Consider the following 26,165-nt stretch of genomic DNA (forward strand, 5'->3'; position numbering starts at 1 on the left):
ATCTCGGTGGGGCCGCCAGGAGTCGGTCCGGTTAATCCCGGGCTACGATCGCCCCAGCCCCCGGCACCTTGACTTTGAAGCCAATGCGTCCTACCGGTGCGGCGGCCTTCGGGAATGACAGGGAAAACAACGTCGCGACATCGGTGGGATCGACCCGCGACGGTAATTGCGACGGTTCGGCGCCGTTGCCCGTGTCAGCGGCGAAGGTCAGCAGGAACGCGCCGCGGGTGGGTGTGTGCAGATCCGTGGCGGCGGGGTAGCTGGCGGCGGCGCTGGCCACGGGCGAGCCGGACAGCGAGGAGACGTCGACCCCGCCGGAGATGATTTCCATAGCGAGGCGCTGCCGGGGGGAGCTGCCTGAGAAGACGCCTCCCCGGTCGTCGCGGCGGGTCCGCTTAAGCACGGTGAGCTGCTCTGGCCGCCCGTCGACGATCCGGCGGGCCACGGCGCCCTTGGTGAGTTCAGGCACGAGTACCACCCACTCCGTGAGCAAACCTCGTTCGATGATGTCGTCCATGAACGCCATTGTGGGAGCGAAAGAATAATTGGCGGTCCAGCGGAACTGCTGCAGGATCTGCCGCACCTCGTCGGCCGGAACGATGCCGTACCGGGCATGGTAGGGGTTGCCCTGCTCGTCGAAGAACTGGTCGGCTTTTCCGGCGGCGTCGAGGAGCGCGCCGACCGCAGCAAAATGCCTACGGTTGACCTGCGCCGACCGCGGAGGTTGTTGGAAGAAATCCTTGACCTTGCCGCCTTCGCCGCTGACGGTCAATTCAGCGTTGTACATCTTGTTGGTCTGGGTAGGTTTGAGCCAGGGCAGGCTCTGGAAGACCATGGGCGGCACGTCGATAGGTCGCACCTTCGGCCGGCCTTCGTCGTCGGTTCCCTGGAAGGCGCGCAGTTCCTCACGGAAGTCCTCTTCGTCGCGCACGATCGCCTCGAACGCTCGGTATAGGTCGATACGGGTGTTGCGGGGGCCGGGCACCTTCCGTCCGATGTACAGCCGAACGAGGTCCTTATAGCCGGTCCGGTATCCGAACCAGCGGCCCATCTGCATCAGGGTGTCGGCGGTGGTGGTGCGACGTGTGTAGTAGGAGACGGTCAGGCCTTCGACGGTGAACCCGCGGCTGAGCTTGGCGCCGCCGACGAGGATCTTCCAGACGTCGCCCCGCTGGAAGTCCAGGTCGTCCTGCTCGTAGTCGGCGTCCTTGTCGCCGTTGACGACGATCACAGGTGATCGTCCTTGTGAGATACGGTCGACCGCAGTGCCGATGTGCTCGCGCAGGTCGTGGAAGCTCGTCGGGACGGGCTCGCCCGCCGCGCGGGCCTGGCACACCGGCAGGAAATCGTCGCGCCACAGGTCGTGCAGGCGGCGCATGCCGCGTGGGGTGCTGTAGCCGGCACGCCGCCAGACGTGGAGCAGGCGTTGCGCCAGCTCCTTGTGCTCGACCATGCGTACAGACTCATGGACAAGCAAGGTGTGGTGACGGAACACACCGGGCGTTGACAACGCCTGCTCACGGTAGAGCTTGACCGCACCGGCGAGTACGTAGGCGTCGAGTGCCAGCTGGATGTCCGCGTCACGGGCGGCGTCGTCGTCGGGGGCGGCGCAGAGATCACGTACGAACGCCATCTCGTTGGAGTTGGCCACGGTGCGCAGGCTGTCCTCGGCGAGGTTCAGGTCATGGAAGTCCTTGCCCCCCATGTAGGCCCCGGGCGGTTCGAGGCTGACGATGAAATCCTTCGGGAAGATGTCCTCGGAGTCGTCTGGGTCGACGAAGACGTTGGCGAACGGCGTTGCCGTGTAACCGACGTACTGCGCGCGGTCGAGCAGTCCCAACAGTTCGGCGATCAGCTTGTTGATCGCGCTGCGGTCCCGCTGTTCGCGGACGGACTTCTTCGGGTTGACCGTGTTGACCGACGCCTGGTCGGCCTCGTCATCGATGATCAGTGTCGGGATCTCGCCGAGGCGGGTGTGAATGCTGCGTAGGTCCGCGACGAGGCGCTGCAGCACCGTTTTGTTCTTTTTCACCACGGCGACGCGCACGTCCGAGCGGTACAGGTTGACCGAGTCGTGCAACGGCCTACGGTCGTCGGCCAGTTCGTTGCCACTGCGGAAGTCCAGTGCCGACAAACCCGCGAGCAGCTTCTTGTAGTCCCAGCGGGACGAGGTGAGCCGGCGGATCTCCGGGACGCCGACGTCGCGGGGGCGCACGCCGTGGCGGATGAAGCGGCCCTGCACCCAGTCGCGGTCGCGGTGGCCGGCGTAGTCGACGTCGGCGAGCAGGTCGGTGGCGTCGCGGTCGATGCCGCCGAGGATGTTTTCCTCCCCGACGAGTTCCATGTCGATGCGTCGCTGGGTCTGGCTGCGCAGGATCTCGACCGTGCCGGTCAGCACGATCACCAGCCGGTATCCCGCGTCGATCGCCTTGGCGATCACACCGGTGAAGTTGGCGGTCTTGCCGCTCTGCACGTGCCCGACGACGAGCCCTTTTGACTGGTAGGGCGTTGGGGAGGTGGGGTCTGCCAGCCGTCGCACGATCTCCCGGGCGGTGCGGTCCACGTCGCGGACGGCCGTCGGGTCCATCTTGCGTTCCAGCACGCCCCGGTAGGCATCCCAGTAGAACGACCGCTCGGCCGCCCGCTCGTCGGTGTACCAGGGGTCCCAGTCCGACGGGGCATCGGAGATGACCACCGCGCCGGTCAGCAGCAGCGGGTAGCACTCGTCGATCCGTTTGACGGAATCGGCGTCGAGTCCCAACAGGTCTAGAACGAGAAGGCGCCGCTGCGGTGTGCCGGGAAGCGTCGGCGGGCCGTCCATGCCGGTCGCCCAATCCTCTTCCTTTACGGCGCTGTCCCAACGCGTCAGTTGGATGTGGAAAGCCAACCGTGTCGGGTTGTTCGGGTCGTCGCAGGTCAGCAGATCGACGAGTTCGTCCTCGCCGAGCCGCATCCCAACCTTGCGTAGATGGTGGTTGACCTCGTCGAGCAACGGTTCGGGCGTGTGGCCGTCCATGGCGCGCAGCGCACGGACTACGGCGGTACCGCGTTGATCACTCATGATTGACCGTTCCGGGCTTGCAGGAAGCTGTCGACGGGTTCGCCGGGCAATGCAGAGAGCCGCCCAGATACATCGACGCGGTAGGAGATGGCGCTGACGAGATCGAAGTGCGGGACTGCGGCGGTCAGGCGTTCGGGGGTCAGCGCGGGGAAATCCTCGTCGACCAGGTACGCCGCCGGTGCGGACCGTAGGAGAAAGCGTTCGCGGTAGAGATCGGCGTCGTCGTCGCGCCACCCGAGCGCGGCCAGGTGCTCGGTGAAGCGGCCGGTGCGTTCGGACAGCTGCGAGCGGACCTGTGCCACCAGAGCAGCGAGGCTGATGCCGTCCCCGCCGCCTGCGCGGGTGAGTTGGATCGACACCAGCCACAGCGGCCGGCCCGGGTTCGGCCGTAGCTGCCCGCTGCCGGAGATGACGTGCATCCGACGTTCCGAGGTGGTCGTCTTCACTTCGATGTCTATGTCCGGAAGACCGAAGTCGTGCTGCTCGGCGAGCGGGCCGAGCCACCAGTCGAGTACGTCGCGTTCCGGAGCCGAGCGCAGGAGATGACGTGCGAGAAGAAGTTCTCCGGTGAGTCCGAGCTGCTGTTCGGAGCTCAGGCGGCGGCGAGCGGCGATGATGGAACGAAGATTGGTCAAGGCCGCGCCGGTGGCACTGGCGAAGCTGGCCCCGCCCCGCATGCCTTGCACTACCGAGATCACGAATCCGTACGCCTCGTACCGCAGGTCTCTGGCCGCCACTAGCAGCCGGTACCACTCCTCGCCGTCGACCTCCACGATGTCCACGTCGATGTGCTCCATGCCGCGGATGTCCGGCATCGGCCCCTCCGCCGGGGTCAGCAGTTCGTACGTTTCCGCGCGGGGATCGATACGTAGCTCGCAGCGTGGGGCCCGGGACAATAGGTGCACCGTCGCGACGGCGGCGCGGAAGTACGTCTCGAGCGATTCCGCCGTCAGGCGTTCGAGTGGGCGGTCATCGGTGGAAGTCATTCGTCCCCCTGTCCTGTCGCGCTTCCGCGACGCTGGTCGACCGCCCGCTGCTGCTCTTGCACCGCGGCGAGCAGGATTGCCTGCCAGGCCGTTTCCAGCCGTCGTTCGCGGGGTCCGGCGTAACTGCCACGCAGGTGGCCGCCCAGCAGCAGGTGCAGCAACGTCTTGACCACCTGAGCGTCGTCGTTAGCCAAGCCGACAGAGCCGCCAAGCGCCGTACGGTACCGGCTGTTGAGCCAGATGGTGCGGGAGGCGCGGTCGATCCGGAACACCTCATCAGCAGCAAGGCCGCGCCACCGCATGTCGACCGGGTCTTCACCCGGCACGTATGTGGCGTGGTCCTCGAACGCCTCGGCCACCTTCGCGGTCATTCCGCGCCCGGGCTCGACTACATGAACTGGACGGGGGTTGCGCCGTCGGGCTTGCCTAGCGCCGGCACGGGCGGCGTCCAGGTAGTCCGCGAACTTGCCGCCCGATGCGGAGCGTGCGGTGTGCCAGCCGTCGGATAGCTCCGCGTCGAAGACCACCCCGGTCTTCTCGGGGTTGATGGTGATGTGCGGTTCGAGCACGGGGTCCAATTCGACCGCGATTCGCGCGAACGACAGGTCCCGTGACGGTGAGACCAGGTCGTTCCAGCCGCCGGCCTGTAGGAGCCGGTCGCGTCGGTAGACATACAGGCCCTCCGACTCCAGCGGACTGCGGCCTCCCAAGGTGAAGCCTATGTCGTCGCGCCCTTGCGCCGGCCAGATATGCATCGTGGCCCGGGCGCTGCCGTCGGCCAAGGGCACCCGCAGTTCCTGCGGGTACTCGGGGTGGCCGCTGCGGTCGTAGCTGAACGGATCCAGCGTCTCGACGGTACGGGCGGCGCCGGCGCCGAACTCGGGGCAGGTCTCCTCGACGACGTCGATGCGGACCTGAACCCGGGCCCTGGCGAGAATACGGTGCAGCACGAGCCCCAAGTGGGTGCGCAGGTCTTCCACGGTCCGTTCCAGCCAGTGCCGCTGCTCATCGGGATCGGGGGACTGCAGGAACGTCCGCACGTTGCGCCATTCGACGACCGTACCGGTGTCAATCGGAAATCCGGGGCCGATATCTTCCAGACGTGTCGACGCGTCGTCGGACGAGAAGGATTGCACCATCGGACCGGAATCGAGCGAGGAACGTTCCAGGCCGCGACCTACCGGCGGTGAGCCCCAGCGGCGGGACCACACCAGCAGAACGTCGGCCTGGCTCAGTGACGCCGCCTTCAAACCGATACCGAAGTGCCCTAGATCGCTCGCGCCGTACTCCCGCCGCCGTGCGTAGGCCATCGCGGCGTCAATGCGGTCGCCGTCCATCCCCTCACCGTCGTCGATCACCATCAACCCGTGGGCGCGTTCGTCCCGCTGAACGATGCGGATGAGCACGTGCCGGGCGCTGGCGTCGACGCTGTTGTCGACGAGGTCGGCAACAGCCGTCGACAACGAATGGTGGCGTCCGATCGCCGAAGTGATCGAGGGATCCGGCTCGACCCGACGCACCGTGACCGGTACCGGCACGGGGCGCGCCATCAGGCGTCCTCGAACCGGGACCGACTGGCACCGAGCGTGCGGCTGTTCTCCGTCACCGTACGGACGACGGATGTGTCGAATCCGTCGCGGCGTTCGGCGGTCACCTCCAGGGTGATCTCCAAAACCTCGGGCTCCGCGCCGCGCAGATGCGCGATGACTTCCCGCGAGACGGCTGCGAGAACGGTCTCGACATCGGCGTCCGGATCGACGTCGAACCGTCCCGTCCAGCGGACGTTCGCCCGCTGGCGTGGTTCCTCGGCAGTCGTACCTCTTCCCGGGTGCCGCGCGGTGCCGGTACCGGTCGGCCGGCTCGGCCTGCCGCCTTCGCCGTCGGCACCGCCGCTTTCCCGCGTGTGCCGCTGTCGGTCCTCCTCGTCGCGGCGCTGCTGCGTGGCGAGGTCCGGCCGGACGAGCAACGTGGTGTCGGTGATGTCGGGAAAGTCGAGGTCGTGCAGGGGAATGACCAGCCCGGCGAACACCCCGGTGCCATCGTCGTAGCCGGTGGCGAGTGCAAAACCCTGCTGCTGCCACCCCGGGTCGTGGAGCACGTCGCGGAGGGCTTCGGTGAGCACGCGTCGGTCGCGCATCCGCGGCAAGTAGGGATGGCGGGTGTAGAAGTCCCACAGTTCACCGACGGCGATGTGGCCCCGGTTCCACCGGGGCCGTAGCGGGCCCACCAGGTCGACGTGCAGCGCGGCCGGCGCGACCTGCGTCCGTAGTGCGTCCTCGCGGACGAGCTTCGCCCCCGTCCGGACGGTGAGGCGCTTCTCCGTACCATCGCATTTGATCTGACCGACAGTCAGCGGTTCCGCCGGTTCCCGTTGCACAGCGTGAAGTGCCCAGATCCATGCCGATGGGATCTGGTCGTCGATGGTGCGGCTGGTTTCCTCGGTACGGCGTTCGGCCTGCGCGGCGTTCTGTTGGGTCAGGTCCAGCACCCGCTTCTGATCCGTGATCGACCGCCAGGCGAGGTGATTGCGGACGGTGGATTCGAGGTCCCGCCACCGGGCGTCGTCGGCCGCGAGAACCACCAAGGTGTTCGGCCGTAACCGCGGAGCCGTTCCCCGGTGCCGGAGCAAGTTGAGGACGAACCGGGCGGCAGAGCTGTCCTTGTCCTTGCCGTTGTGCCGGTGCTCCGGATGCAGCACGACGAGCCGAACGTTCTCATCCTCGGCCACGTCACCGGTACTCTCCGGACCGACAATCACGGCCGCGAACTCCGGAGTCGGGCCTGTAATGGTGCGCCGCATCCGGGCGAGCACCTCCGCGTGAACCCCGTCCAGCGGGATATCCCGGGCCCGCTCGGCGGCGAGTCGGTTGAGGGATGGCTGCGTGTCGTACCAGTAGCGGTCACCATCGCGGAAAAGATGGCTGGACTGGTTGACGAGGCCGTCCAGCGCCGAACCGAAGTTGCCCACCACGTCTCCGGGCATCGCGACCCCGAGCGCAATACGCTTGCGGTCCACGCCCTTCCGTGCGGCATCGAGGGTCGGCGCGGAATCTAAGAAGAGCGTCCTTGCGACCCGAAGGGTCACCGACCGCTTGCCGAGCAACGGCCGTTCAACATCGATCCGTCGGGCAACGCAGTCCTCACCGTCGATGTCAGTCTGGATGATCTCGGCCCAGCGAGGGTCGACGTACTGCACGACCTCGCTGCGGGCTCCAGTGGCGTCCAGCGGCACGGACGCCGGCATGATCAGTGGAGACCTGTCGCCCCTCGTCCACAGCTGGTGGACCACGGTACTCATCAGGCGGAGCACGCCACGGGTGCGCTGGAACCGGTCCAGCGGCGACCAGTCCGTGTAGAGGCGGTCGAGCAGCTCGGGGTGGATGGGGAAAGCGGTCCGGATCCGCTGCTCGTACGCGCTGTCCGTCACCCCGCCCGGAAACTCCCCGGGATGCTGACGGTAATGCTCGACGAACCGCCGTGCGGTGGCGTTGATCGCGCCGATCGCGGTGTTGTCCGGCTCGCGGAACAGCCGGCGTCGCACGATTTCGTAGGACTCGTCGCGGGAGGCCGGTGCCCACTGGTACGCGACGCGGCGCACGACGTTGTCCAGGCGCTGCAGGGCCTCCCTGCCGTAGGCGCCGCCAACCTCCAGTTCTGACGCCTCGGCAGGTGCGTCGCCGCGCTCACCCGGCTCACGTCGCACATCGCTGGCCGGGACCGAGACCAACAGCAACGCGCCGGCCACGGCAGCAACAGCCTGGGTTAGGGACTGCGCGAAGGTGAACTGCGTCTCGAACGTCCCGGCAGGAAGATCGTCCCGACCGTAGAGCTGACGGGCGTACGCGACCCACTCGTCAACGAGGACGACGGCCGGTGCGTATGCGGCGAACAAGTCCCGCAACGCCGCTCCGGGGTTGGTACCGGTGCGGTCTGCCTCGGCGACATGGGCATACCCCTTGGACCCGCCCAACTGCCACGCCAGCTCCCCCCACAAGGTGCGTACCACAGTGCCGTCCGGTTTAGTGACCGGCTGGCCCGGCGCGATCTCGTTGCCGACCAAGGCCACCCGGCGAACGGTGAGCCGACCGGGATCGGAGGCCCCGAGAATGTCCTGTACCTCTTGCGGGTACTCGGACAGCGCACGGCCGGAAAAAAGATGCCATACGGCGAGCATGGAATGTGTCTTGCCGCCGCCGAACGTGGTCTGGAGGTTGACCACCGGCTCGGCGTCGGCGTTACCGGCGACGCGGGCCACAGCGCGGCGTAAGAGGTCACGAAGCCCTTCGGTAAGATAGGTCCGCCGGAAGAACTCCACTGGATCGGCGTACTCATCGGTCACCCCCGTCGGGTCGACGGCCACCCGGTAGAGATCAGCGGCAAATTCCGAGGCCGCGAATGTGCCGCTCTGCACGTCGGGATGAGGCTCAAGCACCTCTCGCCACGACGGCAGGTCGGGATCGGCGGTGTCCGGGGTGCCGGCGGCACGCGCGGCGCGTCGGGTTTCCTGCTCGTATGCGCCGCGCTGGACGTTCAGCCGCATACCTTTGACCCGGTCGGCCTCGGCGACAGCTCCGACGGCGCGAAGCAGACGCTCCGTCGTGTCCAACGCCCGGTACGCGTCGTCAGGGGAGAAGGGCTCACGGTGTGCCCACCTGTTGCGTACCTCGCGTAGTTCATTCGCCAGGTTTCGTTCAGCCCGGGACAATGCCCGGTCGAACGGGAAGCCATGATCACCCAGCCGTTCCGTGATGACGCGAAGTTGGCACTGCGGATCTGTGGGCGCGTATTCCCGATCCGTTCTGCCGTCCACCCCGTCCTTGATCGCCAGCAGCGCGGTCCAGTCCCCTCCGGCCGGGATCAGCGGCGCGAGAACCCGGGCGACAAAAGGTTCAAGGGCCTGGGCGAGCAGGTCGAGGCCCTGACCGACTTGGTCGCGGTTGCTGATAGCCACTGGTTCCCCTCACTAGATGCGGAGCAGACGGGATGCGCCTTGCACGTTCAACCGGCACTATCGAAATCGAGCGCGATCTGCCCAACGGTGGCGGGCTTGGTCCGAGATACGGCGGACAGATCCGCCCACGAGGTGCCGAGCGCGTTGAACAGCAGGGCGTCGTCGGGGTCTTTGTTCTGCGCAAGCTCGTACAGCCGGTAGGCCAGCAGCTGGACGGCATCCAGATCGACCCGGGAACTCGCTGCCGCCATCAGCCGCGCGGCGTCATCAATCCCGACGGTGGCAAGCGACCGCGCGAGATGGCATGTAACCTCCCAAACCGAGATGCGGTCATCCGTGGCCGGATTCCACTTGAACGACAACATGGCCGGCCTGGTTAGTGCCACCCGCCCTTCGCGGGAGGTGAGAACCCCGGCGCGTGCCAGCCCGTCCACAGCGGTATTCACCGCTCGGGCCAGGACGTCCGCCTCTCCGAACGGTTGCCGGGACCACCCGTACTGGGTGTACCACTTCAGGCAGAATCGGCTGTCGGCGTCCAGGTCGCCGTCCTGCTCTGCGAGCACCTCGTCGAGCGCTTGGTTAATGAGGGCGAGCGCGGTGCGGACCGTCATGGGTGAGCCGTCGGATTCGACTACGCGGGCGTAACGGGTGAAGGCAGCCATCCCCGGGCCAATCGTCGCCTGCGCAAGGTCGACTGGCGCGATCGCCCCCTGCTGCATCTCAGCCAATGCTTGCGGCAACTCCGCCTTGAGGGCAGCGAGGAAGCCTCGCCGGTTAGTGACTGAAGCGGTTTCGCTTCGTGGACGCAGCGCCAGGACGATCGATGACGCAAGTGCGTTTTTCCCCGATGCAATCATCCGATTGCTCATTTCTGACCGGATAGGCCAGGTGGCAGTGATGGTCCACCCCGCGTTGATCATACCTTCGAGAATGGTGGCCCAGCCTGTTGACGTCACGCCCTCGGACTCAAGTTCCTGTTGTTTAAAAGCGTAGTAGACAGCAATAGGGAAATCGTCATTTGCGGCTTCTCGAGCACGGGTGAAGACGTCTCTGAAGCCGTTCTCGAAGTGTTGGGAGGCCGCCTCGACGCCTCCCTGTCGATAGGGGTTCGCGACAAGCTCGTCTACTTTAGGGACGAGCATCGTCGCGAATATCTGTGGATACACGTCGCTGAGCGACCGACGCAGCCAAACGTAGAAGAAGTCGGAGAGGTCGGAGTATATTATGTTGCCATAGTATGGTGGATCCGTAGAGATTAGCCCGCCCCGGTAATCGCGTGAAGACGCATCGGCCTGAATTACTTTAGCGGCAGGGGCGGCCGGTACGCGCCGAAGCACCTTCGCTATCCATGAAAATTGGTCAAGCAGGTTGCCGGATGACTTTGAAAGAGGGTTGGCCTCGCAGTAATCCCACACCATTGGTATCGCCTGGCGTGAAAAAAGGTGACCGATGCCCTCGTTCTTGACATCACTCCTCCATGCGCAGAGGCTGTTATGGTAGTCGGAGGCCTTTGAGATCCCCAGGCCGAGATAAATGGTAATGGCATCGGCATATGCAGCGGCACCCGTCCCTCCCTCGGCTAGGCGGTCGCCGGGCTCCATCCCAGTTGCCATAGCATCAGCGAGTATGCGCCCCCGAGCCTCAACGACGAGATCACTGAGACAAGTCAGCGTCACCAGCTGCCGATTGGTGAACAGGTGGGAGAATGACCGCATTCCGTATAGGGGCGCTTTGATGTCCCGAGGCATATAAGCGAGATCGCCCTGAGGGGTATCGAGTGGCGCGCTCACGTTCGCGGCGTGAATGTGCTCTTCACTCGGCGGAAGGTAGATGCGCTGTCGATTGCCCTCCGCGACGACGGCCATTAGTTGAGCACCCAGGCCGTCACCGCTGCCCCTAGAGCGAATGTATGACAGCTCGGCCGTTGTGCCGCATGCCAAACAGGTTGCACCTGCGCGTCCTACTGTTCCGTCGCGATCGCGCTCCGGCGCACTGGCCGCGCCTCGACCAATGGCGTAGGCAAAACGCCGACCGGACGGTTCGGTGCCGTCAGGCACGATCCTCGGAATGATGTAAGCCTCTTTGCCCTTCTTTTTGCCAAGCCACCATGAGCCCACTAATGGCATCTGGATTCCGCAGCCTGGGTTCGGACATGGCACAGTGCGGGCCCAGATCCATGCAATAACAGTTGCGGTCGAGCCATCATCGAGCTTGGCGGTCGGATAAAGATGGCCTATGCGTTCCTCAGCCCGACTCCGCAGCCAAGCGCCGTAGTAGTACACGTCCTCGGCCAGTCCCGAAGCCCGCTGCCATTCGCCCATGCGAGACTTCGCCAGGCCCGGGAAAACTGGCGAGCGGCCGGCAAAACGGGCAGGTATCTGGATGAGCGCCTTGTTGATCAGCACTGCTACGGGGTTAAGGTCGCTTGCGTCTGCCTCCAAACCCAACCGCTGAGCTTCCAGCGGGATCGTGCCGCCGCCAGCGAACGGGTCCAGGATCGCGGGCGGCCTTTCGCCGGTGGACCGCAAGATCTCCTCGTGCGCCTCACGCAGCAGGCGCTCGTTGCCGACGTTGTCCCATAGCACCAGCTTGCGGATCATATCGTGTAGGCGTCTGCGCTCAACCTTCTGCTCGTCCTCGGTCGGAAAGCGGTCTGGATGCGAGGACGGGTCGTCCACCAATTGGGCGAATAGCACGGCGCGCGCCGCGGCCAGAGGGCGCCGCGCCCACCACAGGTGCAAGGTCGACGGATGCCCATGACGGACCGACTTCTCCCTCGCCGATTCGCGGTTGATGTCCTCCAGTGGGAGTGAGACCTCGATGAGCTTGCGGGTCGTCGGCACCTCGTGGAGTCCTTCCGAGCCAGTTCTGCGGTTCTGAGTCTCGGCCATCCTAGGCGAGGGCTCCGACACCATCTGCGATCAAGTTCATGCGGTCAGACGTCGGAAGGGTGGTTCAGCCGAACGCCGGTTGAACTCGACCGACGGGTCTTTGCCGGACACCGGGCGGGCAGGTCCTGACCGCCCGACCGCTGGGCCTCCTCTCGATTCCGGACGCCCCCACATAGATGGGTCTTGCGCTGGCACGGCCGGCGCGAGATTCTGAGGGTGCCGAAGAACCTTGGCGGGTCGCAACGTGGGCGTCGTGCCCGCGTTTCCGCTGGGGACACCAGGGCGTAGGAGTTCGTCGTGGACGCCGTCCCTTACGGGACCGTGGGCGAAGGCTGCCCGCCGGTCCCTCTTCCGTCTGCCGTCGCTGCGGACCTGTCTTCCTGCCTGTCCGAAGGGCGTCTCACCCTCGGCAGGATCCCGATTCAGCCTTCCGTATTCGACGTCGACGCTTTGCGCGCGGTCGAGCACGCGGTTCTGCGCCGTGGATCGGTCCTGATCTGTCCGGCGGATCCGCTCTCGCCTCTTCCTGCGCTGGTTCCTGCGGCTGCGCACATCGAAGCGATGATCCGTGACAGCCTGCGCGCCGGGCGGGCAGGTCCCAGTCCGTTGCGTATCGGTGTGGTGGCCACCGATCCCCGGCTCCGCGGCTTCTACCGGGCCCTGGCCGTCAGCTCACGGCCGGGCGGCGCGGGGGAGCCGCTGCGGTCGACCGTCGCCGCCGCCACCGTCGGGCGGAATGGGCGGCTGAGCGTCATCGACCGCGACGATGGGCGCTGGTCGACGGTCTTCGTCGACTCCGTCGCTGCCGCCCGCGCACTGGACAACCTTGATCTTCTGGTCGTTGATCTGCCGGTCGGCGACGCCGACGCGGTCAGCGAGGTCGGTGTGCCGACCGTCGTGGTGGCCCGTGACCCTGCCGACCCGGCGGTGGTCCGCCTCGCCCGCCGGATGCCGGCCTTCGGGTACGACTGGGTACTGAGCGACAGTGTCCGTGCCGACGTCGCGCCGCTCGGGGGCTGGACCCAATCGGCCGGCGATGGCGGGACACGCATCGGTGTGCTTCCCGTCGAATGTCCCGCGCTGTGTGCGGACGCCGGCCTGTTCTGGGCCGACATCTCCACACTGGCTCGGCTGGGACGCCGGTCGGCCTACGTGTCGACATTGCTCGCCCAGGTGTTCGGGCTGTTCCATGACTTGGTCGGTCTGGCGATGCCGGTTTCGGTCCACGACCGGCTGGCCGGCGTGCCACTGCGGGAACGCATTGGCGCGCTCGCCCGGGCCGCCCGCGTCGTCGCCGACGGGGAGCTTCGGGCCGACTGGCTACCGATGGTGGAGGTGGAGCTGGCGGGGATGCTGCAGGCGTTGGACGCTGCCGAGCGCGAACTCCCGCCCCCACACGGAGCGCCGCCGGCGACGAAGGCCCAGGCACTGCCTGAGGCTGCCGCGGACGTCCTCGACGCTGGCAAGGACGCTCTCCTGGTGGCTCGCACCGCTGCCCTCGCCCGCATGTACACCGAGTACCTGCGCGACAGCGTTCCCGCTGTCAGGGTCACGTCGCTCGGCGCGCTCGCCACCTGCCGGCCTGCCGATGTCGCGATCCTGCTCGGCGCCCCGCCGACCTGGGGACGGTGGGTCTACCGGTCGCGCGTCGCCCGGCAGTTCGTCGTCCTCGCCTACACACCCGAGGCCTCGAACGGCAATCTCCCGGCGCCTCACCGGTCGCGGGGCGACGGACCTTTCGACGAGGTCGCCGTCGTGGCCGACGCCGTCCGGATGCAGAAGGCGGCCGGCCTGCGCCTGTCGTTACCGAGACAACGGAACAGGGCGTGGACGGCCGTACGGATGGGCTCCGTTCAGGACGGCGCGACGGCGCCTGATGAGGTAGGGGAGCTGGGCCTGGACGACGTCGGCCTTATCGTCGCCCGCCCCCCGGAGGTGCCGCCCGGCCTGTGGGACGGCAAGGGCTGGACCGCTCAGTTGGAACCGAGGGGCGCGACCGGTTCCGTCGACGAACAGGCGGACGCCGGTGGTACGGATGTGGTCGCTGGGCTGCGGGTGCTGTTCGACGACGGCAGTTGGGCCTGGTTGCGCGCCGATAGCCCGGTCTGGCGCTGGCGGTCGCACGCCCGCCGGACCGAGCCGGTGGACGCGGGCCGCATCGCCGTCGGAGACGAGTTGGTGTTCATCGACGGTGACGCCCACAAGACGCTGCTCGCGAAGATCTTGGAGGTCGCCGAGGACGTGCCGGAGCTGGCGGTGGCGGGGACGTGGGTGGCCCACTGGCGCACCGCTCTGGCGCGGGCGCACGCCCGGTGCGGCTCCTACGCCTCCCTGGCGCGCCAGCTCGCCGCTCACGGCTGCACCGTGCAGACACAGACCGTCCGGCTGTGGTGCATCGGTGTCACCCTCGGCCCGGAGGACCCGACCGACCTGCGGCGACTCGGCTTGCTGCTGAACGACGATGCGCTGACCACCCGCTACGAGGCGGTCTGGCGTGCGATGCAGACGTTGCGCCACGCCCATGTGCGTCTGGGCAGGCGCTTGGCCGCGCTGACCCGGTCGTTGGGGCCTGCTGGCAGTCGCGGGGCTCTGCCGGCCGACGAGGTCCTCGACGCGGCCAGCGGGTTGACCGCGGCTGATGTCGAGACGGCCGTCGTCGTCCTCACGGTCGCCCGGATTGAACCCGCTCCGGCGGTCCCCGCGCTCATGACCGGGCCCCGCCGTCCCGCCGACGAACCCGCCGATTCCTTTCACCTGAGCGTCTCCGAGGAGATCCGATGACAGCTTCCGCCGCACCGGCCTACGTCCCGACCCGCGAACAGCAGGAGGCCGTTGCCGACCATCTGGTCGCAGCGGTAGTCGACGACGCGACCGGCGTCGCGGACAGTGACACCTGTGTCGGCGAGCCACCGTCGGCGAGGTACTACCTGGCCAGCCTCGCACCCGGCGATCTGGATCTCGCCGTCAACGCCGTGCGGATGGGCAGGGCCACCCCCTCCTCGTTGGGTTTCGAGTTCGAGACCACGGGCGGGCGGGCCGTGAGCCTCCGGCTGGACGCCTCGGTCAGCTGCTACTACCGGCGGGTTCCGACCTTCGCCGAACAAGTCGCGTACCTCGGTTCCCGGCTGGGCACCGCGGACGCCTACCGGCTTGCGCCCGTGTTCCAGCGTGTTGACGTGGGCGTCGGCCCTCTCTTCATGGACGTGGACGGCAGCCGTGCTTCGACCGACACCGTCGGGCGCGACGAGTTCGCCACCCATTTCGCCCGGGTACGCGACACGGCGGTCCGTGACCCGCGCGTCGAGCGACGGGTCGGCGACGAACGGCGCGAGCGTGCCGTTCCTGCCGACGCTCTGATCGACGAGGCGGCGTTCGAGGCGTGGTTGGCGCAGACCAACGTCGGCGAACCCGTCGTTCCTTCCTTCTCCGCACACGTACACCTGGCCGCCCGGCCGGTCGGCGGCCGTCTACGGGTCGTCGCGAGCCTGGCGAACCTGTCACAGGACCCCACGGTGGTCGTCCAGGGCCGAGGCCGCTCGGCGGGACAACGGCGGCACGACGAGTCCCGCGACCACTTCCTGTTCCGCGCGCAGCTGACGGTCTCATCGGAGCCGGGCGTGTTGCGGCCGATCCTGATGGACCTCGGGCCGGACGCCTACCGTTACCGGCGCGATCTTCCGGCCTACGCGACCAACTGCGGCGTCGAGGCCATCGAAACCGACGGCGGAACGGTCACCGGGCTGCGCAGCGTCTACGCCCCCATCCACCAGACCTCCCGTGCCCGTCCCCGCGACCACCGGTCCGCCCGCTACGCCCTTCTGGAATCGGACCCGCTGCCGGCGCTGGACGCACTGGCCGCCGACCTGCGGGCGTACGCCACCGACGAGGCGTGGAGCGTCGACGGGTTGGAACCGGAGCTCGCCGCCCGCAAGGAACTCGACCGCGCCGCATTCGACGGCGAGGTGGCCAGGTTCGAAGACGGGGTGCGGTGGCTGCGCCGCGATACGCGGCTGCTGTTGGCGTTCCGGCTTACCAACACGACGATGCAGCGGCTGGCCGAGAAATCCGGGCGGCGCAACTCCGGGTGGCGGCTGTTCCAGCTGGTCTTCCTGGTCAGCCAACTGCCGGCACTGGCTTGGCGAGAACACCCGCCGCAGGAGTTCACTCCCGGCCTGTGGGGCGGGTCGGACTCCGCCGATCCCAACGAAGCGGTCAGCGTGTTGTGGTACCCGACCGGCGGCGGCAAGACCGAGGCGTACCTCGGCCTGACGGTCTGCTGTCTGTTCTACGACCGCGCGCGCGGCAAGTCCAGCGGTACCAGCGCCTGGTGCCGGTTCCCGCTGCGCCTGCTGTCGCTGCAGCAGACCCAGCGCCAGCTCGACGTCGTCGCCACCGCTGACACCATCCGGGTCGAGGCCGCCGAGGCGCTCCGGCGGGTCGGTGGCGGCAGGGGCGCCCCCTTCCGGGTCGGCTTCTACGCCGGCGGCTCCAACACGCCCAATGCGCTCGATCCCGCACTGGTCGACCTGCTGCGCCGCGATGAGCAGCAGCGCAACCGGTACCGGCTCGTCGATACCTGCCCCTACTGCGGCGGCGACGATGTGCGGGTCATGCCTCCAGACCCCGACAAGCTCACGCTCGAACATCATTGCGGCAGTTGCCGCAAGGTCCTTCCGATCTACGTCACGGACCGGGAGATTTACCGCTACCTGCCGTCGGTGGTAGTCGGGACCCTCGACAAGCTCGCCGGCATCGGCCTGTCCGACCGCTTCGGCTCCCTGTTCGGCGACGTGGACTGCGTCTGCCCCAGCCACGGGTACGGCCGCGGCGGCAAATGCCATGAACGCGGCACCAAACACCCGGTGCAGCCGCTTCCCGCCCCGCTGTACGACCCATCGCCCACGCTCGAAATCGTCGACGAACTCCACATGGTCGACGAGGAACTGGGCACCTTCAGCGGCCACTACGAGGGGTTGCTCGCCGCCGTGCAGCAGGCCCTGTCTGCCCGGTCACGCGCCGACCACCGGCCAGTCCGCATGAAGGTCATCGCCACCAGCGCCACCATCCGTGGCGAGGACCGTCAGTGCGAGCACCTGTTCGGGCTGCGCTCGGTGGTGGTACCGCTGCCCGGCCCGGAACTGGACCAGTCGTTCTACTGGAAGATCGACCCCGACACCCCGCTGCGCCGGTTCGTCGGCGTCCTGCCGACCCGCACCACGGCGGAGATGACGCTCGTGCGAATCCTCACCGCCGCGCACACCGCGATACGCAAGCTGCAGGCACGCCTCGACGTGCCCGCAGCGCTGGCCGGGCTGCCGCCGGGCGACCTCGACGCGCTCATCGACCTCTACCGCACCAGTCTCACCTACGTCACCAGCCTGGTCGACTTCGGCAAGATCCGCCGGTCGATGGACACCCAGGTCAACGAGCAACTGCGTCAGGCTGGCTGGGACGAGCTGAAGATCGCAGAGATGAAGGGCGAGACGAAGTTCGACGAGGTCGCCGCGGGGCTCAAAGACCTCAGCAGCCGGGGCGGCGCGATCGAGTCCGTCGTGGCTACGAGCATGGTCAGCCACGGGGTGGACATGGACCGGCTCAACCTCATGGTCTTCAACGGCATGCCCCGGGCGATGGCCGAGTACATCCAGGCCAGCTCCCGCGTCGGCCGGGCGCATCTCGGCATCGTTTTCATGATCTTCAACGCGGTACGGGAACGCGACCGGTCGCACTTCCGCTACCACGGCAAGTTCCACGAATACCTGGACCGTATGGTCGAGCCGGTGGCGATCAACCGGTGGAGCCGCTTCGCCGTACGCCGCACGCTTCCCGGTGTGCTCATGGGGCAACTGCTTCAGGTGGCGAACCGGTCCTGGTGGGAGGCCGGCAAGGCGCCGACCCACCTGCACGAACTCGGCCGGATGAAGACTGCCATGCGCGCGCCGGCCGCCGGCGGCATCCCCGAGGCCCAATTGCCCGCGCTGCTCGACGCGCTGCACCACGCCTACCTCGCCGACCGCCCCGAGGCGCTGGAACTCCTGGCGGACCTCGACGACCGGGTCCGCCTGGCGGTCGACTCGCTGCGCGCCGCCGGCGCGGCCAGCGCCGCGGCGGGCGGCGCCCGGTCCTACCGGGCGACCGCCGAAAACCTCGGTCTGGAATACCAGCCGATGACCAGTCTCCGCGACGTCGCCGAAGGAATCCCGTTCATCACCCTGTCGGATCGGAGCCGATGATGGCCTTCAACCCGCACGACCGCGAGATGTCCCGCGACCGCGGCCAGGTCCTGTTCCGCTACCGACCCGACCAGACCTTCGACCACGCGGGCGGCTTCATCGCCCAGGTCCGTCAGTACGCACCGGACGACACCTACGACGGCCCCGCCCTGGACCGCCAATACCTCGTCAGCCAGGCGATGCGACTGGTACGACGGTGGCGGCTGGAGGGCAAGGCCGCAGGCGGCGACGAACGGGCACCCGAGTTCCCGTCCGACGCGCCCCTGGCCGCCAGCCACTACCAGATCGTCATCCCGGGCAAAGTGTTCTGCCGGGTCTGGCCCCGCGTCGTACGGTGCGCGAAAGCTGGCTGCGGGCGGGTCTGGGAGACCCCCGAGCCCCGGCACGGCCAGGACTGGCCGCCACCGTGCCCCACCTGCGGCAACGTGGGCGGCAACCGGCAGCTCCAGTTCGTCCTCGCCCACCAGTGCGGCGAACTGCAGCCGCTCAAGCCTCCGGGCAAGTGCGGCCGCGGGCACACCGCCTTCCGCCTCAACGACCGGGTCAGCCGATTCAAGGACTTCCGCTGGGAGTGCCTCCACTGCGGGATGAGTCTCAACGTGCAGGGCTTCTGCCCGAACACCGCCGGTTGCACCTGGCCGAACAAGGCGATGGTGCCGCTGCTGCACACCGCCGGGTCCGCATACGTCCCCCAAGGGCTCAGCCTGGTCAACGTCATGACCCAGGACGCGGCGCTGAGCACCACCCGACCCGGCTACATCGTGGCCACCTTGGCCCGTTGGCTCGGCGAGTGCAACGAAAACGACTACGACCGGCTGATGTCGGTATCCGCCGGCCCGGCGGTACCGCAGGAAATCCTCGACTCGATCGACGCCATGGAGCAGGCCGGCCTTACGGAGCAGGCCGAAGCCCTGCGTCGTCGGTTCGTCCCGGTGGACCTGGACCGACTCTCCGGCGCCGTGACCAAGATCCTCGGCTACGACCCGGTGCAGGACCCGCGTGGACCGGACCTGGCGGCGAGCCTGTCAACCTACCAGCGGGTGCTGCACCTGGACCGCCTGCTGCTCGACCGACTCGCCGACCAGGCCAGAACACCGGCCCGCAAGGCCCTGTACGACACCTACTCCGCAGTGCTGCACCGGGCCGGATTCGACCCCACCCGTACCTGCCTGCTCGGCGACTTCCCCGTCACGTACCTCGCCGTCGGCTACTCCCGGGCAGGTTTCGGCCCGGCCGAAGCCGACCTTGTGCCCTACCGAGGTCGGGTCACCCGAGGAGCTCCTGCCACCACCCTCCTGTACGCGCACCCCTCCACCACTGAAGCGCTGCTCTTCGCCCTCGACCCGGACCGGGTACGCCGATGGATGTACGCCAACCGGCTGGCGGACCCTTCGGAGATCAGCAGCTCAACGGACCTGCGTCGGTGGTTCGCCACCCGGCTGGACCCCAGAACCGGGCAGGTTCCTGACTTCCCTGCCGACATCGATGAACGGCATCCCGACTGGCCGGTCCATCAACTCTTCAGCCTCCTGCACACCCTCGCCCACCAGACCCTGCGAGCCCTGGCCGTCGACTCCGGCTACTCGGAAACCTCTCTGTCGGAGTACCTGTTCCCGTACGAACTGGCCTTCGCCGTACATCCAAACGGCGGACGGGGCGAGTCCAGCATCGGCGCGCTGCGTACCGTGCTCGAACAGAACCTCGACGCAGTCGTCAACCGGGCCGTCGACAACGACACATGCCTGTACGACCCCAACTGCATGACCGCCAACCGCGGAGCCGACCACGGCTGCCTGCTCCTACCTGAGACAGCCTGCCAGTGCTGGAACCGGCACCTCTCACGGTGGCACCTCTACGGCTCTCCCGAGGGAACCACAGTCGGGTACTGGGACCCCGTCTTGGCCTCCGGATCGATCACCTGACTTCTGCCGTGCACGGCGGGGCGGGTCATGGCCAACTCATGATCCGCGGCAGCCGGCACCGGGCAGTTCCCTGGCCGCCCGATACGATCGCCACGTCCGACTCCCGGAGGGAGCCGCTGGAACGGACCGAGTGGCAGCGGACACAACGCTGCAGTCGACGCGCTGGCGGGTGCCTGTACGGCACCCGCTCGGGGACGCTATTGTCCTGATCCATACCAGCGTGATCGGGCTGGACGGGAGGAGCGCGCGTGCACACCGTCGTGGATCTCTTCTGCGGCTGCGGCGGTGGATCGATGGGCTTTCACCGAGCCGGATTCCGCACCGTCGGAGCCGTCGAGATCGATGAAGACGCGGCGACAGCATTTACCATGAATGTCGGAGTCGCCCCCATTGTGAAGGATATCCGAGACGTTCGCGGCGAAGACATTCTCGCTCCAGCCGGCCTGCGCCGCGGCGACCTCACGCTTCTATTTGGGTGCCCACCCTGTCAAAGCTTCACCGTGCTCCGACGTGCCGCCAAGCCTTTGGATTACGACGAGCAACGTCGGGAACTGATATACGAGTACCTGCGTCTCGTCGAGGAACTCTATCCCCGACATATAGCGTTCGAGAATGTTCCGGGCTTGGTCGAGGGGCGCTGGCGCCCCTACTACGACAATTTCGAGAGGATTTTGTCGGATCTCGGCTACCGGTTCGAGCAAAAAGTTGTCGACGCTGCGGAGTATGGAGTCCCTCAAAGGCGGCGGAGAGTCCTCGTCATAGGCAGCAGGGTAACGGAACCCGAACTTCCTCTCCCGACTCATAGTGCGACGGGCAACAACGAGAAAGGTCGGAAGAGGCGACTGCCTTTCGTCACGGTACGGGATGCAATCGAGGATCGCCCGGCTCTGGCATCCGGAGAACAGGATCCAGCGGACGAGTTTCACAAGGCACGCCGTCACAGCCAGTTGGCCCTGGAGCGCCTGGCTTGTATTCCAGAGGGCGGCGGTCGCCTCAATCTTCCAGAGCACCTTGTCCTCGCATGCCACAGAGACCACAACGGCCACTACGACATCTACGGCAGGATGTGGTGGGACCGAGTCGCCCCCACCCTCACATCCGGTTGCACCAACGTTACGAGAGGACGCTTCGCCCACCCCGAGCAGGACCGGGCCGTCACGCTTCGGGAGGCGATGCTTCTGCAGACCTTCGACGAGGGCGCCCGTCTCCACGGGGGCGTTGAGAAGATGGCTCTGCAGGTAGGCAATGCGGTTCCCAGCTTGCTCGCAGAGCGCATAGGCGAGACGGTAAAAACGATGGAGCGCCGCTCACGACGCATCCGCCGCGTCAACGGAGACTTTAAGGCCGCGAGCTAGGCCGACGCGATCGGACGCACGCGCCAACCGACTCGGCCATAGCGCCGGCTTCCTCGTGGGACCAGAATCGAAGGACAGCCCAGTCGAGACTGGTGAGGTGTGCGGAGGTTTCGGCATCTCGTCGACGGTTTTCGTCGAGTTTCCGGCGCCACCAATCCCGATTTGCTTTCGGGGTCATGCCGTGATCCGGGCAGCAGTGCCAGAAACATCCGTCCACAAAGACCGCGACCCTGACTCGTGGAAACGATATGTCTATCGTCCGGCGCGGCATCCCGGGTACCCGCTCATGCACCCGGTACCGGAACCCTGCGGCGAACAACAGTCGCCGTAGCGCCATCTCGGGTGTCGTATTCTTCCGCGGCAGCCGCTTCATCTGCTCGGATACTCTGGGGGAAGACGCGGACATGAGTGGCGCAGAGGTGCCATCCGAGTTGCGTCGGTTCATCTACAGGTACCGTTCTGCTGCTCCGCCTATCGACACCGCAATCTACCGCTGTCCGTCCGGAGTTGCTACGACTACAGGTCCAGGTGCCGGTGGCCGCCACGCTCGCAGCCGCACCACAACAGCCGTGGCCGCGCTACGTAGCTGCACTTCGTCGATCAGTTGCCCTCTTGAGCAAGGTCGCGGCGTTTGTGCATCAACTTCGAGGGCTCCCGTGCAGCCCATCCAAATCGGACGGTCGGGCGTGGCCGCTGAAGTAGAGTCGGCTCGGTACAGTCGGTGGCATGCGTCGCAGTGGCAGGAGCGAGTTCGAGGGCTTCGTGGCCTCGCTCCGCGAGCTCCTCACCGCGCAGCCGCTACCGGCGCCGACGCAGGTTGATGGCGAGGCATATCTCCGTCAGTCCAGGAGCGGAGACAGGCCCCGTCCAGCAGTGATCTCGCTGCCCAACGGATCCGGCAAGAGCATGACCTTGGCACTCTTAGCTCAGGCGATGAGCCTGACCAAGGGGTTCTCAGTATCGGCTCGGGCGCTGAGCCGCGCCGGAGTGCATACCGAGATGCTGCGGGACTACGCCGCCGCGCAGCAAGCCACCCGCTCTGGTCGTCTGTACGTGGGCATTCGGCCAGCACTGCCGCTGGCGGATGGGGCGCTGGTCGCTGACCACGGGCGTGTCGACAGCTGGGGTCCGGCCGGGCGCGCTATCGGGTGTCCGTCGACGGTGACCGCCACCGTCAGCATCGAGATTGGTGCTGCGCGGGTGGGCGATCGCATCGAGATAGCGGTCGACCGGCCGCGGGAGTTCTATCAGGCGGCGCTGTGGGATGCGGCCCAGACCGTAGTCATCGAGCTCGGCCGGGTCTTGTACGGGCTGGCCATGAAGGCTCGCTCTCGTTGCGGTCTGCCCGCGGCGCCTTCGCCAACTCGGCCTCCCGGGGAGATCGTGCGGTCTCGTCCCAGGGTGCCGCGCGGGCCAACCGCTGACCCTGTGCACAGCGAGCTTTTTCCTACCGGCCGGTTGCTGGGCATGGCGTAGCCGACATGCTCCTCGCCCGCCGGTTGTTCCTGCGGACAGGGAGTCTTGTTGTCGGACCGGAGTGTGTGGTTGGCGATCTTCATGATCGTCGGAGCGTTGGCGGGCACGGCCGCCGGCGTGCTGTGGTGGTTGGCTGGGAACAAGCCGGCGTCCGCCATCGTCGCAGGTGGCGGCTGCTTCATTACCATGGTCACGTTCCTGGTGATGGTTGCCGGGTTCCTCGTCGGCTGACGGTCGACGGACACGGTCTCGGTGGTGCTGGCGGGACTTCGCTGGCACCACCGGGACCGTCGAGTACGACAGGGACTCTCGTCGCCGCAGCGATAGGTGTGCTGCCTGCGGCACCATGAGATCCGAAAGCTCCGAGGGAGGGTCACGCCTCGGCTGTCGATTGCTGCCTATGCCCGCAGGTCAGGCAGGCAATGTCGAAAACTCGTCGACGTACGCTCCGGTGGCGTGCGGCTTGACCGGCGAGAGCAACTGCCAGCAGCGCCGAGCCCGCGAGAAGGATCGCCCCGGTCGTCGCGGCCAAGGCGTGTGGCGGCCTGCAGGCCGCCACACGCCGCCGTGTTCCGCTCCCCCTCATTGGGCGGCCGGCTCGTCCGAGGTGGGCTGGTGGTGGGTGGGGTATTGGCCGTCGTGGTGGGTGTCGGTGTAGGGCAGGTCGATGAGGCGGTGACGGCCGGTAAAGCCGGGTAGTTGCCAGATCTGGTGGGCGGGGCTGGCGGCGAGGGCGGTGCGTAGTTCGGCGGTGGTGGTGGCGATGTCCGCTTCCAAGCTGATGCCGGCGATCCGGTGGTGCACGTTTGCCTCGCGTCGTGCGGAGGGTAGGTGCAACAGCACTGGCCATGCCCAGGTGCTCATCATGTACAGCCGCTCGTATTTGATGATTTTGTCGATGAGGACCTGCAGGTTCTCACCGCTGGTGTCGTACTCGAGGAAGAACGGCACGGACCGTTCGTGCTCTGTCCATATCCCGGCGCCGTCCGGGCGGGGGAGGCCCATCGCTCCGGCAAGGATGAGGTGCGGGTTGGCGCCTTTGCGGTAGAGGGTGCCGGGTTCGTGGTAGGCCGACGCGGGCTGCCAGCGGACGAGGTCGCTGTCGGGGTGGGTGCGGGCGTGGGCGGCGAGGTCGATGAAGATCTGGTTGCCGCCGAGCAGGTGCGGGAGGTCCGGCCGGCGGGTGAGGGAGTGTTTGCGGCGGCGGGCTTGGTCTCGGCGGCTTCGTGGGAGTCCGCGTTGGGCGTGGACGTGGTCGTAGCCGAGTTGGTCCAGGACGTAGTGGTAGGGGTGGGAGCCTCCGTCGGCTTTGTTGGGTCGGAACCGGTCGACCGCTCGCAGGGCGGTGAGGCGGCGTAGGCGGCGTTGGGTGAAGTCCAGGGATGGGAACAGGGCGGCGGCGATCTGGTCGGTGGTGAGCACGCCGTGGTCGTAGAGCCAGCCCAGCAGCCGGTCGTCGCGGGCGGTGATGCTGGCCTGCAGGCGCAGCAGCGGGTCTGCGGCGGGTAGGTGTTTAGCCATGGGCACCAGCCCTGGGGGAGAGACCCGAGACGGGAGGGTCTGTCTGGAGCGGTCCCAGACTCCTGACAGCGGGGCTGACCTGGGCTGTGAGCGGCCGTGAGGGGTCAGGTTGGGGGTCAGGATCAAGACGGACGGTAGAACGGAGATCGGCACTGACCGCTGAAGCGCCGGGCACAACGGGTTCGGCCAGACGGTGTGGTGAGGGTGGGTGTGAGTCGGGCCGGTGACGCTGGTGAGGTTCGCGGTGCGGGTTGATCATCGTTGGTGCTCCAAGGTCATAGGTGCGAGTGGGTGTGAGGTTGGTGCGCCCCGCGGCCGCAGCGGGCGGGAGCAACCGGAGGTCCGTAGTCGCTGTGCGGAAGCCTGATTGGACATGCCAACCTGTCTGGTCTCGCGCGTGTGACGAACTTCCGGTGACAGTCGCCTGTCGATCGAAGTTGGTCACAGCGGCTGCGACCTGCGGTGTGAGAGCGCAGGCGTTGCCGTCCGGGTTCGAAGCGAACGGCAACCTCCGAAAGTCCCCCTGACAGCGACCGGGTGGGCGCTTCGTTGGGTCGCCCTGGTCTGCTCCTCGACCGGCCCGGGTGGGCCGGTCGAGGAGCAGTGGTCGGTTGGTCAGGGGCGCGGCGGGTACTGGTACTCGCCGTTGGCCACGGATTCTTCGTAGGGGCGTTCGGGGTCGTAGATGGGGTGTGGGGCCCGGGGCCGTACCTCCTTGAAGGTCACGGTGTCCGGCGGCCACTGATCGGGGGTGTGGGGAAGGTCGGTCAGGGCGAGGCGGTGTGTCTCGCCGATCGGCTGCCAGACCGGGCCGGCCGGGTGGCCGTGCTCGGGGTTGCTGGTGACGACGGTGAGGTGCCGCGTGTTGCGGCGCTCGAGGTAGCGGCGCAGGTCCTGCTCGCGCTGCGGGTCGGCGGCGTGGAACAGCAGGGTCGCCAGGCCGGTTTGTTCGGCCAGCCGCCGGTAGGCGTGGACGCGGTCGGCGAGGTCGGCGGGACGGATCTCGCCGGGGTCGGGCTGGTACCAGAACGCGTGGCGGTCGCGGTCGTGGATGTACTCGCCGTGCCAGGCGGCATGTCGCGCGGCGGTGACGTGTCGGCAGGTGCGCGGTGACCACCAGGTGCGTAGGTCACTCCCGGGTTCGGTGAGCGCGCGAGTCGCGAGGTCGACGAAGAAGTCGTTGGCCTGCAGCAGGCCGGGCAGCTCCGCGTGTTCGCGGAGCCGGTCGCGGGCCCGGTACGTCTGCGCCGGGGTGACATCGTGGTCTTCGTCGAGTGGGGTGAGTTGGGCGCCGATTGGGCCGAGGCACCACGAGGTGTCGGCGGTGGCCGCAACGCTGGTGTTCCAGAGGCGGTCGATCCAGCCGCGTCGGGCGAGGATCGCCAGACGTCGGGTGGCCGACGCCGTGGTGGTCGCGAAACCGAGTGCGGTGAGCTGCGCGGTGGTCAGGACGCGGTGCTCGGCGAGCATCTCGACGGCCCACCAGTCGGGCCGGCGTATGCGGCCGCTCTCAGCCAGGAGCAGTTCCGCCGGGATCGGTCGGGTGGACGGGACAGTGAACTGGGAATGGTAGGTGGTCGTCACGACCGGTACCTCCAAGATGGCGCCACCCCGGCAGGGGGTGGCAGGGGTGGATGAATGCCCGTGACCGCGTCGGTGCGGCACACCTCGGGCGGATCACCCACCGCGGTCGTGCGTCGCGGTGGGTGACAGGGCAACGGCTCGCCGGTTCCGTGCCCGGACGGCAGCCCGGGCACGGAACCGGCCGG

Annotated in this window: 14 protein-coding genes; 6 read left to right on the forward strand and 8 right to left on the reverse strand. The window is 67.4% G+C overall.

The window, feature by feature from the left end; genetic code table 11:
• Positions 1-31: 31 nt before the first annotated feature.
• From ACQP0U_RS03100 to ACQP0U_RS03120, 5 genes are read right to left on the reverse strand one after another with little or no spacing between them, the layout of a single operon-like run.
• Positions 32-3,061, reverse strand: coding sequence for a Z1 domain-containing protein (locus ACQP0U_RS03100; protein WP_433315593.1), 3,030 nt, complete (start codon positions 3,059-3,061; stop codon positions 32-34).
• Complete coding sequence (locus ACQP0U_RS03105; protein ID WP_433315595.1) at positions 3,058-4,047, reverse strand: PD-(D/E)XK motif protein; 990 nt, start codon at positions 4,045-4,047, stop codon at positions 3,058-3,060. Before ACQP0U_RS03105 ends, ACQP0U_RS03100 begins: the two co-directional genes overlap by 4 nt.
• On the reverse strand, positions 4,044-5,597 hold the full coding sequence (locus ACQP0U_RS03110) for an ATP-binding protein (protein WP_433315597.1): 1,554 nt from the start codon (positions 5,595-5,597) through the stop codon (positions 4,044-4,046). The genes ACQP0U_RS03105 and ACQP0U_RS03110 overlap by 4 nt, the downstream gene beginning before the upstream one ends.
• Positions 5,597-8,998: a Swt1 family HEPN domain-containing protein gene (locus ACQP0U_RS03115; protein WP_433315599.1), complete on the reverse strand. Its 3,402-nt coding sequence runs from the start codon at positions 8,996-8,998 to the stop codon at positions 5,597-5,599. The genes ACQP0U_RS03110 and ACQP0U_RS03115 overlap by 1 nt, the downstream gene beginning before the upstream one ends.
• Before the next feature lie 47 nt (positions 8,999-9,045).
• The gene (locus ACQP0U_RS03120; RefSeq protein ID WP_433315601.1) at positions 9,046-11,841 is read right to left on the reverse strand and encodes a DUF1156 domain-containing protein; all 2,796 of its coding nucleotides are present in this window, start codon (positions 11,839-11,841) and stop codon (positions 9,046-9,048) included.
• Between the two features lie 609 nt (positions 11,842-12,450).
• Here ACQP0U_RS03120 and ACQP0U_RS03125 point away from each other — a divergent pair.
• From ACQP0U_RS03125 to ACQP0U_RS03140, 4 genes are all read left to right on the forward strand, one after another.
• A complete protein-coding gene (locus tag ACQP0U_RS03125; protein ID WP_433315603.1) occupies positions 12,451-14,670 on the forward strand; it encodes a DrmE family protein in 2,220 nt (739 codons plus the stop codon).
• Positions 14,667-18,122 carry a helicase-related protein gene (locus ACQP0U_RS03130; protein WP_433315605.1) on the forward strand — a complete coding sequence of 1,152 codons (3,456 nt, stop codon included), beginning with the start codon at positions 14,667-14,669 and terminating at the stop codon, positions 18,120-18,122. The genes ACQP0U_RS03125 and ACQP0U_RS03130 overlap by 4 nt, the downstream gene beginning before the upstream one ends.
• Positions 18,119-20,044: a hypothetical protein gene (locus ACQP0U_RS03135; RefSeq protein WP_433315607.1), complete on the forward strand. Its 1,926-nt coding sequence runs from the start codon at positions 18,119-18,121 to the stop codon at positions 20,042-20,044. The genes ACQP0U_RS03130 and ACQP0U_RS03135 overlap by 4 nt, the downstream gene beginning before the upstream one ends.
• Positions 20,045-20,292: 248 nt before the next feature.
• A complete protein-coding gene (locus ACQP0U_RS03140) occupies positions 20,293-21,399 on the forward strand; it encodes a DNA cytosine methyltransferase (protein ID WP_433315609.1) in 1,107 nt (368 codons plus the stop codon).
• Here ACQP0U_RS03140 and ACQP0U_RS03145 read toward each other — a convergent pair.
• On the reverse strand, positions 21,383-21,844 hold the full coding sequence (locus ACQP0U_RS03145; protein ID WP_433315611.1) for a very short patch repair endonuclease: 462 nt from the start codon (positions 21,842-21,844) through the stop codon (positions 21,383-21,385). The two genes, ACQP0U_RS03140 and ACQP0U_RS03145, sit on opposite strands and share 17 nt — an antisense overlap.
• 281 nt (positions 21,845-22,125) lie before the next feature.
• Between ACQP0U_RS03145 and ACQP0U_RS03150 the strand changes: the two genes are divergently transcribed.
• Both ACQP0U_RS03150 and ACQP0U_RS03155 read left to right on the forward strand, forming a co-directional pair.
• Entirely contained in the window at positions 22,126-22,875 is a 750-nt protein-coding gene (locus tag ACQP0U_RS03150) for a hypothetical protein (RefSeq protein ID WP_433315613.1), read from the forward strand.
• Positions 22,876-22,944: 69 nt separating this feature from the next.
• Complete coding sequence (locus tag ACQP0U_RS03155) at positions 22,945-23,106, forward strand: hypothetical protein (protein ID WP_433315615.1); 162 nt, start codon at positions 22,945-22,947, stop codon at positions 23,104-23,106.
• A gap of 351 nt (positions 23,107-23,457) precedes the next feature.
• Here ACQP0U_RS03155 and ACQP0U_RS03160 read toward each other — a convergent pair whose 3' ends face one another.
• Together ACQP0U_RS03160 and ACQP0U_RS03165 are read right to left on the reverse strand one after the other, a co-directional pair.
• The gene (locus ACQP0U_RS03160; RefSeq protein WP_433315617.1) at positions 23,458-24,396 is read right to left on the reverse strand and encodes a replication-relaxation family protein; all 939 of its coding nucleotides are present in this window, start codon (positions 24,394-24,396) and stop codon (positions 23,458-23,460) included.
• A 615-nt stretch (positions 24,397-25,011) separates the two neighbouring features.
• Positions 25,012-25,980, reverse strand: coding sequence for a replication-relaxation family protein (locus ACQP0U_RS03165; protein ID WP_433315619.1), 969 nt, complete (start codon positions 25,978-25,980; stop codon positions 25,012-25,014).
• Between the last annotated feature and the right edge of the window lie 185 nt (positions 25,981-26,165).

This window comes from Micromonospora sp. CA-269861, assembly GCF_050948505.1.
GTDB lineage: Bacteria > Actinomycetota > Actinomycetes > Mycobacteriales > Micromonosporaceae > Micromonospora.